11 protein-coding genes are annotated in these 12,227 nt (G+C 52.0%); 2 read left to right on the plus strand and 9 right to left on the minus strand.

The features are described 5' to 3' along the window. Nucleotides 1–141: 141 nt before the first annotated feature. A complete protein-coding gene (gene sucD / locus A7K91_RS00105) occupies nt 142–1,074 on the minus strand; it encodes a succinate--CoA ligase subunit alpha (protein ID WP_068678432.1) in 933 nt (310 codons plus the stop codon). Between the two features lie 66 nt (nt 1,075–1,140). Further along, the gene (sucC, locus tag A7K91_RS00110; RefSeq protein WP_068678434.1) at nt 1,141–2,301 is read right to left on the minus strand and encodes an ADP-forming succinate--CoA ligase subunit beta; all 1,161 of its coding nucleotides are present in this window, start codon (nt 2,299–2,301) and stop codon (nt 1,141–1,143) included. A gap of 327 nt (nt 2,302–2,628) precedes the next feature. Here sucC and A7K91_RS00115 point away from each other — a divergent pair, with 327 nt between their 5' ends. Then, nucleotides 2,629–4,350: a YifB family Mg chelatase-like AAA ATPase gene (locus tag A7K91_RS00115; protein WP_068678436.1), complete on the plus strand. Its 1,722-nt coding sequence runs from the start codon at nt 2,629–2,631 to the stop codon at nt 4,348–4,350. Between the two features lie 192 nt (nt 4,351–4,542). Here A7K91_RS00115 and A7K91_RS00120 read toward each other — a convergent pair whose 3' ends face one another. From A7K91_RS00120 to rplS, 7 genes are all read right to left on the minus strand, one after another. Next, complete coding sequence (locus A7K91_RS00120) at nt 4,543–4,965, minus strand: YraN family protein (protein ID WP_068678438.1); 423 nt, start codon at nt 4,963–4,965, stop codon at nt 4,543–4,545. Next, nucleotides 4,958–5,260 (minus strand): EscU/YscU/HrcU family type III secretion system export apparatus switch protein, encoded by a 303-nt coding sequence (locus A7K91_RS00125; RefSeq protein WP_068678440.1) that lies wholly within the window; start codon nt 5,258–5,260, stop codon nt 4,958–4,960. The genes A7K91_RS00120 and A7K91_RS00125 overlap by 8 nt, the downstream gene beginning before the upstream one ends. Further along, nucleotides 5,257–7,428, minus strand: coding sequence for a hypothetical protein (locus A7K91_RS00130; protein WP_068678442.1), 2,172 nt, complete (start codon nt 7,426–7,428; stop codon nt 5,257–5,259). Before A7K91_RS00130 ends, A7K91_RS00125 begins: the two co-directional genes overlap by 4 nt. Before the next feature lie 314 nt (nt 7,429–7,742). Beyond that, the gene (locus A7K91_RS00135) at nt 7,743–8,396 is read right to left on the minus strand and encodes a ribonuclease HII (RefSeq protein WP_068678444.1); all 654 of its coding nucleotides are present in this window, start codon (nt 8,394–8,396) and stop codon (nt 7,743–7,745) included. A gap of 23 nt (nt 8,397–8,419) precedes the next feature. Beyond that, nucleotides 8,420–9,307 carry a ribosome biogenesis GTPase YlqF gene (gene ylqF, locus A7K91_RS00140; RefSeq protein WP_082967145.1) on the minus strand — a complete coding sequence of 296 codons (888 nt, stop codon included), beginning with the start codon at nt 9,305–9,307 and terminating at the stop codon, nt 8,420–8,422. Nucleotides 9,308–9,344: 37 nt separating this feature from the next. After that, nucleotides 9,345–10,055: a signal peptidase I gene (gene lepB, locus A7K91_RS00145; RefSeq protein ID WP_245697114.1), complete on the minus strand. Its 711-nt coding sequence runs from the start codon at nt 10,053–10,055 to the stop codon at nt 9,345–9,347. Nucleotides 10,056–10,152: 97 nt separating this feature from the next. Continuing rightward, complete coding sequence (rplS, locus tag A7K91_RS00150) at nt 10,153–10,494, minus strand: 50S ribosomal protein L19 (RefSeq protein WP_068678448.1); 342 nt, start codon at nt 10,492–10,494, stop codon at nt 10,153–10,155. Nucleotides 10,495–10,714: 220 nt separating this feature from the next. Between rplS and A7K91_RS00155 the strand changes: the two genes are divergently transcribed. Next, on the plus strand, nt 10,715–12,148 hold the full coding sequence (locus tag A7K91_RS00155; RefSeq protein WP_068678450.1) for an S-layer homology domain-containing protein: 1,434 nt from the start codon (nt 10,715–10,717) through the stop codon (nt 12,146–12,148). The last annotated feature ends 79 nt before the right edge of the window (nt 12,149–12,227 follow it).

Here is a 12,227-nt window from a genome sequence, read left to right on the forward strand (position 1 = left end):
ATATTCCAGGATTTCCAGCTCCACAGATTCGTCGCCCCCACTTCCACCCCTTTAGCCCGGCTCTAATTCCGAGAGGCTATTCTATTGATTGAGTTTATTATACGGCTTGGGACTGGAAATAGCCAGCGCCGCATCAATCCTTTATTTAACGGTTGTACATTTCTCCAGCAAGCCGTTAGCAGTTAACGCGTCAACAAGCGTAGCTCCCATGTCGGAAGGAGTTGGGGCTACCTTGATGCCGCAAGCCTCCAGCGTAGCGATTTTTTCAGCCGCTGTGCCTTTGCCGCCTGAAATAATGGCGCCTGCATGTCCCATCCGTTTGCCCGGAGGCGCAGTAGCTCCTCCAATAAAACCAACAACCGGCTTTTTCATGTTGGCTTTAACCCACTCCGCGGCTTCTTCCTCCGCAGTGCCTCCGATTTCGCCGATCATGATAACCGCATACGTGTCGGGATCATCGTTGAAGCGGCTCAAAATATCAATAAACTCGGAGCCTTTAACAGGATCGCCGCCGATGCCTACCGCTGAGGATTGGCCAATGCCGCGTGTCGTCAGCTGATGAACCGCCTCGTACGTAAGCGTTCCGGAGCGCGATACGACGCCCACATGTCCTACGCTATGAATATAGCCTGGCATAATGCCGATTTTGCATTCGCCCGGTGTGATAACGCCTGGGCAGTTAGGTCCGATCAGAACCGTTTTGCTGCCTTCCATATAACGCTTGACTTTAACCATATCCAATACCGGAATGCCTTCCGTGATACAGATAACAAGCTCCAGCTCCGCATCAACCGCTTCCATAATGGCATCCGCCGCAAAAGCTGGCGGTACGTAAATAACGGAAGCGTTTGCTCCTGTTTCCTTTACCGCCTCGTTTACTGTATTAAAAACGGGCAGGGAAACGACCGTGCCGTTCTCAAGCGTGATGTCGACGTTTGTTCCGCCTTTGCCAGGCGTTACGCCGCCTACCATCTGCGTGCCGTAGTCAAGCGCTCCCTTGGCGTGGAACAAGCCTGTTGCGCCCGTAATCCCTTGTGTAATGACTTTTGTATCCTTATTGACCAAAATACTCAACTTCACTCACATCCCCTGATTGGATTTCTGTGGCTTTGGAATAAATGGCTTTGTGTGGCCTTTTATTTACTTAACGAGAGCAACGATTTTTTGAGCGCCGTCAGCCATGGAATCGGCAGCTACAATGTTCAAGCCCGATTCATTAAGCATTTTTTTGCCAAGCTCCACGTTTGTGCCTTCCAAACGCACCACGAGAGGACGGTCAAGGCCAAGCTCCTTCGCTGCGGCAATAACGCCTTCAGCAATAATGTCGCATTTCATAATGCCGCCGAAAATGTTGACAAAAATACCTTTCACCTTTTCGTCGGACAAAATGATTTTAAAGGCTTCCGTTACTTTTTCTTTCGTAGCGCCGCCCCCAACGTCGAGGAAGTTGGCCGGGTCTCCGCCGTAATATTTGATAATGTCCATCGTTGCCATCGCCAGACCTGCGCCGTTGACCATACAACCGATATTGCCGTCAAGGGCAATATAGCTCAAATCAAACTTGGACGCTTCGATTTCCTTGGCGTCTTCCTCGTCCAGGTCGCGCAGCTCCACAATGTCCTTGTGGCGATACAGCGCATTGGAGTCAAAATTCAGCTTGGCGTCAAGCGCCATAACGTTTCCGTCGCCCGTTACGACGAGGGGATTGATCTCGGCGATGGAGCAATCTTTTTCCACGAAAGCGCTGTACAAAGCCAGCATAAATTTCACGGCCTTGTTAACAAGGGCTCCGGGAATGTTAATCGCGTAAGCCAGCTTGCGCGCTTGAAACGCTTGCATGCCAACCGCAGGATCAATAACTTCTTTAAAAATCTTCTCTGGCGAATGCTCCGCCACTTCCTCGATTTCCGTACCGCCCTCTTCCGATGCCATCATCGTGACACGGCCTGTTCCGCGGTCCAGCACAACGCCGATGTAATATTCTTTTTTGATGTCACAGCCCTGCTCGATCAGGAGGCGTTTGACTTCCTTGCCTTCCGGGCCGGTCTGGTGTGTAACAAGCACTTTTCCCAAAATTTCGCCAGCATAAGCGCGTACCTCGTCCAGGTTTTTGGCAACCTTGACGCCGCCCGCTTTACCGCGGCCGCCCGCGTGAATTTGCGCTTTAACGACTACTACCGGCGTTCCGAGCGACTCGGCAGCCGCCACAGCTTCGTCAACTGTAAACGCTACCTTTCCTTCCGGAACAACAACTCCATACTGTTTCAGCACTGCTTTACCTTGATACTCATGGATATTCATTGTTGAAATCCTCCATTTCACAGACTGTAATCAGTCACCTGTACACAAACATCAATATTGTAGCATTTTTCATTGCAGCATACCTTACTTTTCTGGTACAATGCGCAGGCTTTTTTGATATGAATATGATCTCAAAACGAGAATGAAAGGGTTTACGGTCATTGACATCATTACTTTTTCCCTTTATTCTAGTTTGTAAAGCCTGACTGTTTGAACGTTTTTGAACATTTTGGAGATCACACCTATTATTATACATGTAGAATCTTTTTCTGCAAAAGTGAGGAAGCACCTTCTTTTGGGACTATCAATGCCCATGGAGGTGCTTTTGTGTTTAACGCAATTGACAGCGCCAGCGTTTTTGGCGTAGAAGGAACCCGGATATCGGTAGAGGTGGATATATGCAACGGCTTGCCCCAGGTCAATATTGTCGGACTCGCGGATCTTGCCATTCGGGAATCGGTGGAGCGCGTTCGGGCTGCGATTAAAAACAGCGGCTTTTCCTTTCCGATGGAGCGAATAACGGTCAACCTGGCTCCGGCGGATTTGCGAAAGGAAGGGACAGCCTTTGACTTGGCCATTGCTGCCGGAATTTTGACGGCCAGCGGCCAGATTGGCAGAGATTTGTTTCAGAAAACGCTCGTCATTGGGGAGCTGTCGCTTAACGGGGGGCTGCGTCCTGTTCCGGGAGTGCTTGCCATGATTCAGCACGCCAAGGAACGAGGTATTACTTCCGTTTTACTGCCGCTTGACAATTGCCGTGAAGCAGGCTGGATTTCCGGCATGGAGCTGTTTGGCTTGTCGCATCTCAAGCAATTGCAGGCGATTAAAAACAAAGAGGGAGTTTTACGAGACTTAAAGGTAGACCCCGTAAACGGCGAGTTAGATAGCCACACCACCGATATGCGGAGCTTGTCACCCGATGGATCTGGCACAAATTATGAAAAAAACGGCATGCTCTCCCGCGGCAAAAAAACGGGAAATGAAAGCATTGAGTTGGCAGAGGTTCATCCCTGTCCTTCTTCTGATCGTGCTATCGGCGATAACCGGGCTGTCTGGGGGGAGCGGCCCCTGCCTGATTTTGCCGATATAATCGGACAGCAGCATGCCAAGCGGGCGCTTCTTATTGCAGCCGCAGGCCGCCATAACATTTTGTTTAGCGGACCTCCCGGCACCGGCAAAACGATGATGATTCAGGCGCTTCCGGGCATCCTGCCGCTTCTCGATGAAAACGAGGCGCTTGAGGTTACCAAAATATACAGCGTAGCGGGCAAGCTGCCAGCTAATGCGGAAGGGTTGATCCGGACTCCGCCCTTTCGATCGCCTCATCACAGCGTTTCCACTGCCGGCTTGATAGGCGGCGGCACAATGCCTAAACCGGGAGAGCTGACGCTTGCGCACAGAGGCATTCTCTATCTGGACGAGCTGACCGAATTTCCGCGCTCTGTGCTGGATATGCTGCGTCAGCCGCTGGAAAACTCCGTCATTACGATTTCCAGAGCTAAAGCAACTGTGCAGTTTCCCGCTTCCATCATGCTCGCCGCCTCCTTCAATCCTTGTCCGTGCGGATATTACGGCCATGAATACGGAGGCAACTATTGCACATGCAGCAGCACCGCCATCAGCCGCTACCGTAGCCGATTATCTGGTCCATTGCTTGATCGGATCGATCTTCAATTGGAGGTGCCGCGCCCTCGCTCAAACGACCATACGCAAAGAAGCCGCCCGCCTGGATCAGCAGAGCTTCGAGGCGTCGTTGAAGCTGCACGGGAACGGCAGCGCCAGCGTAATGGCGCGGTTGGCGCTTATTGCAATAGCGAGCTTGCCGGAGCGGCGCTTCGAAAATCGGCCCGGCTTCGAAGGGAAGCCAGCATGCTGCTGGAGCAAGCCTTTCAATCGCTTGGCATTAGTATGCGCGCATACGACCGTCTGCTCAAGCTGTCCAGAACCATCGCGGATGTGGAGGCGAGCGAATATATTGAAGCGGAGCATATTGCTGAGGCTATTCAATACCGCAGAACCGATGCTTCAGGCGCTTCAAGCAGCATTTAATGAGCTCTCCGGCAGGAACAATAGCATTCCGCACTCCCCATTCCAACTGTGCTAACAAAGCTATCCGTAAAAAGCCTTTAGCCGATATGCTCTGCGGCAAACAAAAAGCAAACACCAAGTGCGCTGATACGCGAATCTCGGGGTTTGCTTTTTGTTTGCCTTTTGAACATCCGCTCACATTAAGCCCCTTATTCAAAAAGCGCCCGTGTAATGCCGGTAATCCTTGATAAGCGGTGAAGCGCCCCCTTCAATTACTTCCCCGTCCCGGCTTCCAAAGTCGCCGCTCCCCAGATGAAACGCAACGGTGATGACATCAAAACGGACCGCTCTTTCCTGAAGCCCCTTTTGACGCAAATATACAGCAGCTACGTTCCTTATTTTTTGCATTTTACGGTAATCCACCGATTCGGCAGCTGTGCCAAAACGACCCAAGCTGGAAATGCTGCGGGATCTGACCTCTATAAAAACAATCCGATTGTCAACTTCCGCTACTACGTCGATCTCGCCGCTCCGGCAGCGCCAGTTGACGTCCCTGATCATATAGCCTTCCTCAATTAGGCGCCGGCAGGCTTCCCGCTCTCCCAGCTGCCCTGTTTTCTTTCGGCGGTCACTCATGTCTCTGCTCCAGCGCCCTTTGGTCCGAGCGATAAACAAAGCTTAATATTTCCGCAACCAGCGTATAAAGCTCCGGCGGAATTTCCTGATCAACATCAAGCTTGGACAATACCTCTACCAATGAAGCGTCCTCTTGAACGGGAACGCCGTTTTCCTTGGCCGTTTCCAGAATGCGGTCCGCCAGCTGCCCTTTTCCTTTTGCAACAAGTACAGGCGCCGAGGCTTCTCCCGGTTCATATTTAAGGGCAACGGCCTTACGGATCGGCTGTCCATCCTGATTTTCTTTTTTGCTCATACCCGGAAATCGACTCCTTTGTAGCGCGTGGACGAAAACTGGGAAATATCGGGCGGAGCCTGACGTTTGCTGGCAGCCGGTTCCGGCATTGTGCTAGCCGCTTCGACCTGTGCGGGAAACGGACTGCTGCGCAAGGATAACAACTGGTAGCCTGCTCCCAGCAGACGTTCGGACATTTCGCCTCTTGAAGTCTCCAGTAAGCCGGAAATAGCGGGATGGTCATTCCACAGGTTCAAGCTAACAATTTTGTCCGTTATCTGAACATCCACCAGCGTATCGCCCAGCACCTTCATCGAAAGATTAAAGAGAAGTCTGCAATTGTTCGCATCCAGCTCGCCCTTGCGCCCTCGCCTTGTCTGAATGTGCACGGAGGCTGTCCCGCCGCCGTCCTGATCTTTTAGTGGAATAAACATAGTTACGTGTGTAAAAAGGGAGCTATTCCTCTCCGGCGACAACAAAAGCTGTTGGCCGGTAATTTGATGGATCAAGCTTTGTATAGTCTCCTTAACAGCGGGAGGAACATCGTTTCCGCTAACGAGCGACATCAGCGCGCTTTTGAGCGAATCCTGTATCGGCGCTGCCGCAGGCGCTGCAGTCGCGCCTCCATTAACTGCCGGTGCAGGCGCCGACGAATTGGACGCTAGATCAGCTTGCAAAGCGGGAACGGATGCTTGCGCTCCCGCAGTACCGGCAGTTCGAGCTGCTGCGGCCGAGTTTGCAGCCTGGTGAGGCGCTTCGCCTTGGCCCGCCGCTCTTGCCTGTGCCGATGCCGCTGGATCTCCGGCTCGGGAGTCCTGCATGTTCACTCCGGCGTTGCCGTGTTGAGGCGCGCCGGAAGCTGCGGGCGCCTGGGTCTGCGCCGCAGACTGCGAACCAGCGCCCTGAGTCGGCTGCGTTGGGTTGTTTTGCGCCGCTTGAGGCGCCGTCTGCTGCGCACTGCTGCCAGCTTGAGCCGAAGGCTGCCCTGACGCCTCTCCTTTGGCTGCGCCGGAAGCAGCTCCATTGTCTCCTCCCGAAGCTGCGCGCGCAAGCTGCAGCTCATGATCAACGCCCAGCCATTTCATCATTTGTCCTAGCCAATTTGTCGAAGCAGTGGCAGCCGAATGGTTTTGTCCTGTAGTACCTGCTTGATTCGCGGTAGCTTGGGCCTGTGTCTGTCCTTCTCCCGCAGGAGCCGTTGTGGCCGAGCTGGCGGCCATGGAGCCTGCCGCCGAAGCAGCAGGGGCGTTCCCCGTTGCTGGCTGGCCCGCTACTGGGGCCGATGCTGCAGCTGGCGAACCCGGCATCGTTTGAATTGCCGCCTGTCCGCCTGTCTGGCTGCCCGCAGTATTGCCCGGCAGCCCTCCGGGTTGTTGACCTGCGGCCGTACCCGCAACCGTCTGGGCTGTAGCAGCAGCTTGTCCTTGCGGACCGGCCACACCCGCACTGCTGCCAGGAGATGCATTAGCCGTTGCCGTACCTCCGGCGTCTTTGCCGCCGGACGTTCCGTTTTGCAGCAAGCCTTCGCCCACCTGCAGCAGCCGAAGCAAACACTCTGCTCCTAGCCGAGTTTCGGGAGAAACGGCTTCTCCGCCTGTTCCCTGAAGCAGGGCGGCAAGCTGCTTCTGAAGACCGTCAAGCAAGGCATGCACGCTTGCTCCATGCATGGTTTGCCCTACGGCAGCAATGGTAGCAGTCGTCATTGGCAGCCCGCGTTTAAATGCGGCTGCCGCCGCATTCATCCATTGCTCCTGATTTGCGCCATGCGGCATTGCGGCTGCCGCTTGATGAAAGGCATCCGAGGTAGCCCGGTTGAAAGGAAAACCGTCCTTGCGCAAATCTTTGACAAGCTCCATCGCCCATCGTTGATCCGGCAAGCCGAGCTGTTTTGTAAATTCCTTCAGTGTATCCTCCATAAGAACAGGAGAACCCGTCTCCGCTCCCTTGAGGACAATCAAGGAGCCGTTCGATTCCGGCTGTACCTGAAGCAGCGCAGATTGCCCGGCCTGCATCGGCATTTCCAGACGTGCGCGAACCTGTACGCCATTTATATTAACGAGCGCTTCATTATTTTCCATCACTTGCATAACGACGCCACGCACGATTTGGCCCGTTCTCAGCTCCATTGTCCGCGTTTCGCCAGCAACCGCCTCTCCGAGCAGACCTCTCATCATTTGACTGATATTCATATCGACTTCTCTCCTTGTCTGCTGCGGCATTGCCCTCTACAACCTTGACATCTATATTGTTTATCGGTCAAGCAGCCCTTTCCTTGAAGAGCGGCCCTCGTCATGTTTGACTATATTAAAAAAGCTCGTCCTCCGATTAATGTCCCCGCGAAACACGCAAGGAAACATTCCGAAAAACAAGCTTATTTACACCCCAATATTTCATTCCAACACTTCAGCTGATTCAGCGCGTTAAAGCCACGCCAAGCTGTGCTTCTTTTTACATGGTATTTTCCTTTGATGCTTTGCTTTCTTGATGCCATCCTTCTATCACGTTACGCCTCTTTTGCCTCGCCCCAAGCAACCTCTTGTCCCTGGGCTTCGAGAACCGCTTCATCCCCCAGCAGCTTGCGAAGAAAGGTACGGCGATGAAGCTCGCTTGGACCATGCTCCAGCAGCCGTTCGCGATGAAGCTTGGTTGCATATCCTTTATGTATGGCAATACCGTATTGCGGAAAAGCGGTCTCCCATTCTCCTTCGCATAACCTGTCGCGGGTTACCTTGGCCATAATGGATGCCGCAGCAATGCTTTGGCTATTGGCATCTCCTTTAATAATGGATTTCTGCGGCAAAGCTATGTCCACTTTCTCCGCATCAATCAGCAAAAAGTCGCAGGAGTGGGATAAGCTTTCCACTGCAAGCTTCATGGCCAGACGAGCCGCTTGCTTAATGTTGATCTTATCAATGATGGATGCATCCACGCGGGCCACCGACCATGCCAACGCCTGATCGGCAATCTGGTCATAAAGCTGATTCCGTTTTTTTTCGGATAGCTTTTTGGAATCGTCGACTCCTTCAATTATTAACCCGGGCGGCAATATGACTGCTCCGGCCACAACATCTCCGAACAAGCAGCCCCTGCCTACCTCGTCAACTCCCGCGATGTTGACAAAGCCTTCATTCCATAAGTCCCTTTCGTATTGCAGCATACCTTCCCCCCGTCCGGCCTTGCTTACTTCTCCCTCAAAGGCATATCGTCGTAAGGAGCCTCCAGCGTTATGCGGCCCAGTTTGCCAGCACGCAAATCGCGCAAAATAATACCGGATGCCTTCTCCAAATCGACGAGGCCTCCTCCCATGAGACAGCCTCTGCGCCGGCCGATTTCTTCCATAACAGCTACGATTTGCTCGTTATCCTCTATGTCCGACGGCTGCGATTCCAAGCCGTATCTTTCACTCAACGTAGGCCAATAACGCTGCACCAATTCCTTTGTAGCAAAATAGGCGATATCGTCGACATTCAGAATCTGCTCCTTGATTGCGCCTGTTACGGCCAATCGGTAGCCCGCCTGCTGATCCTCGAATTTAGGCCACAAAATGCCCGGGGTATCCAGCAGCTCCAAATCCGTTCCGGCTTTAATCCACTGCTGCCCTTTTGTTACGCCAGGCTTATCTCCCGTAGCAGCAATATTGCGTCCCGCAAGACGATTAATCAAGGTGGATTTGCCGACGTTAGGAATACCGACGATCAGCCCCCTGACCGCACGAGGATTCATCCCTTTAGCGATTTGTTTTGCAATTTTTTCATGGAGAATTTCCTTTGCTTTACCTGGAATTTCATTAACCCGGGTTCCGCTGGAGGAGTCTACCGAAATGACGGAAAACCCTTCATGCTGAAAATAATCCATCCATTGCTGCGTCGTTACAGGGTCGGCCAAATCCGCTTTATTTAAAATGATTAACCGTGGTTTCCCCTGTAAAATATCATCGACCATGGGATTCCGGCTAGAAATCGGAATACGCGCATCCAACAGCTCAATGGCAATGTCAATCAGCTTTAATTTATCCTGTATTTGCCTTTTGGCGCGGGTCATATGGCCCGGGAACCACTGTATAGCCAAACACTCACCCCGTCCTTTAATAGAGGTTGAACACGAACTAATATCTGTGCTTTATAAACTCGATTTTATTAAGCGGCCAGAAAATGACATCCGCTCTGCCCACGATTTCGTCTTGATCGACAAAACCGATGGAACGGCTGTCCTGGCTGTCTCCGCGATTATCGCCAAGCGCAAAAATAGTGCCTTCCGGCACGGTTGTTTCCGCGAAGGAACCATTCGGGAAATTATACCGCAATCCTTCGCCGTTATACAAACCGCCATTCGCTTTTGCAGCGGCAATGGCTTCAGCAATGTACGGCTCTTCGATTTTTTCTCCATTAATGTATAAATCGTCGCCTTCAAGCCTAACCGTGTCGCCAGGTACGCCTATTACGCGCTTGACGAATTTTCGTCCCTGCTGAGGCACATTGAATACGACAACATCTCCGAATTGCGGCTCTTTGAACGTGTATATGATTTTGTTGACTATAAGACGCTCGTCCGTCTCGAAGTTAGGTTTCATGGACGAACCATCGACAATATATGGAGAAAACAAAAATTGGCGAATGACAAAAACCAGAACAACTGCGATGACAAGCGCTTTAATCCACTCCACAATTTCCTTATAAGCGCCTCCGCCCTTTTTGGAAGCTGCTCGTCCAGGCATGGCGGATTGCTGTGTCATGGCATCCTGCTGCCCATTCTCTTCGTTGCGCGCCGATTCTTCCTTGTCGTTTGCCGGCTGTTCAGCATTACGGTGCAAATCCATAAGTTCCGCCCTCTTTCCTGCGCTAAATTGATTCTTACCACTTTGGCAGAAAAACGAAAAGGAGCTTGATTGCGCAAGCCCCTCTTGTCGTCTTTTCTTAACGAATCTCTTTAATTCTAGCCGCTTTACCGCGCAGGTTACGCAGGTAGTACAGCTTAGCACGGCGGACTTTACCGCGACGCGCAACTTGAATTTTGTCGATTTTAGGCGAATGAAGCGGGAACGTTCTTTCCACGCCTACGCCGTACGAAATTTTACGAACCGTAAAGGTTTCGCTGATTCCGCCGCCGCGACGCTTGATTACAACGCCTTCAAACAGCTGGATACGCTCGCGCGAACCCTCGATAACCTTAACGTGTACCTTCAGCGTGTCGCCAGGGCGAAAGCTTGGAAGGTCTGTACGCAATTGCTGTTTCGTAATCTCTTGTACAATGCTCATTGAGTTCACTCCTTCCACCATAGACGTTCATGTAAGCTCCTGGTCTCTCACTAGAGCCGATCTCCACTTATAGCGGACCGTCCGAGTTATACAAACAACATTAGAAATTTTACCATAACCAGCCCGGTAAATCAACCTATTTTTTGTAGACTGGACTTGCTGTATACTGACTATGAGAAGCTTGCAAAAATAAGTAGATCCAGCCGAAATGAGGGCCAATATGCTGAAACGTGACGACAAGAGCAATAGTATGCCGCCTCCACATCATCGCAAGCTGCATGTTGCGCTGGCAGCGTGTCTGCTCGCGACCGGGCTGGCTTTTACACCGCCGTCGGCGGTTGCTGAGGGGAAAATATCCCTTATGGATACCTCCGGTCATTGGGCTTTGCCCTACATTGAATGGGCCATTGATCAAGGCTTGGCTAAAGGTTATGATGACGGCACCTTCAAACCTCAAAATCTGGTAACCGAATCCGAATTTCTAGCTATGCTGCTGCGCTCCTATCAATTAGTGTCCAGCAGGGATGAAGCCGGGGCAAGCTGGAGCGCCGCTTATTACCGTTACGGTCAGGACCAGGGATGGCCGCTATCCTATAACAATAAACGCGGCGGCTTTAAACGCGGCGATGCAGCCAGACTGCTGGCCTCCGCTCTTAATGGGAAGACCTTCAGCGAATCCGAAGCGGTGCAATGGCTGCTGGACGAGAGCATATCCCAAGGCAGGACGACCCCTACAGTAAACGGCTTTGAGCCTCGGGGAAACCTTACTCGCGCGGAGGCGCTGACCTTTTTATACAAGGTCAAGGAGCATAGCTCCAGTCTTTCCCGTAAAGCCATTCCGCAAACCCGCGATTCCGAGCTGCTGGGCATTTCCATCGGAGATGGCGCTGGCAAGCCGGCCGTGCTGCTGGGACAGCCACAGCGCGTGCTGGATAGCGACTACAGCTTTAGCTGGCATGTTTACAATGCCGATGGGCGGTTTGCCATGTTTGGCATTTTGGACGATACGGTTGTCGCTTTATTCACCAATACGCCAGATGCCTGGAGCGATATCGTAAAGCTGGGACAATCGCTCGACGATCTGAAGCTGCCTTCAAATGCGGGAAAATCTAGACGCGAGGATACATATTACGAATTTCAGCGCAATAACAGGGTCACAACGGTTTTTCTGGATACCCAGGATCGTGACAAAATGATTGGTGTCTTTCAGATAGACGCATCCCTCGTTCCCAGAAACACAAAAGCTTTAAGCGTCAAGGAGCAAGCCGCCATGGAGACTCTGCTGTTTGAGCTTACAAATGCAGAGCGAGCCAGTCGCGGACTTCCCTTATTGGAATGGGACAAGCTTGCGGCAGCCGCTTCGCGCGCCCACAGCTCGGATATGGCGGATAGGCAATATTTCAGCCATACCAATCCAGATGGAGCTTCGCCGTTTGACCGCATCAAGGCTAAAGGAATAACCTACGGCTCCGCTGCCGAAAATATAGCCGCAGGTTTTGGAAACAGCTTGTTTGCGCACTATTCGCTGCTGAATTCAAAATCCGGGCATCGCGACAGTATATTGGATAAAAAGCTGAAGAAGCTAGGCACAGGCGTTTCATTTGGCGGCCCTTATCGCATTTATTATACGCAAGTTTTTTATACGCCATTATAACATGACTTATGCAGTTCGCGAGATTAACTGGTAATGGTGAGAATCTATGCTTGAATAAACTGGCCACCAAGACATAGAA

This window comes from Paenibacillus oryzae, from assembly GCF_001675045.1.
GTDB classification, from domain to species: domain Bacteria; phylum Bacillota; class Bacilli; order Paenibacillales; family Paenibacillaceae; genus Pristimantibacillus; species Pristimantibacillus oryzae.

What these genes read in the sequence shown, in the direction of transcription:
- A7K91_RS00155 (WP_068678450.1), top strand. Translation starts at nt 10,715, where the DNA reads ATGCTGAAACGTGACGACAAGAGCAATAGTATGCCGCCTCCACATCAT.
- A7K91_RS00120 (WP_068678438.1), bottom strand. Translation starts at nt 4,965, where the DNA reads ATGAGTGACCGCCGAAAGAAAACAGGGCAGCTGGGAGAGCGGGAAGCC.
- A7K91_RS00130 (WP_068678442.1), bottom strand. Translation starts at nt 7,428, where the DNA reads ATGAATATCAGTCAAATGATGAGAGGTCTGCTCGGAGAGGCGGTTGCT.
- sucC (WP_068678434.1), bottom strand. Translation starts at nt 2,301, where the DNA reads ATGAATATCCATGAGTATCAAGGTAAAGCAGTGCTGAAACAGTATGGA.
- lepB (WP_245697114.1), bottom strand. Translation starts at nt 10,055, where the DNA reads ATGGATTTGCACCGTAATGCTGAACAGCCGGCAAACGACAAGGAAGAA.
- rplS (WP_068678448.1), bottom strand. Translation starts at nt 10,494, where the DNA reads ATGAGCATTGTACAAGAGATTACGAAACAGCAATTGCGTACAGACCTT.
- A7K91_RS00125 (WP_068678440.1), bottom strand. Translation starts at nt 5,260, where the DNA reads ATGAGCAAAAAAGAAAATCAGGATGGACAGCCGATCCGTAAGGCCGTT.
- A7K91_RS00135 (WP_068678444.1), bottom strand. Translation starts at nt 8,396, where the DNA reads ATGCTGCAATACGAAAGGGACTTATGGAATGAAGGCTTTGTCAACATC.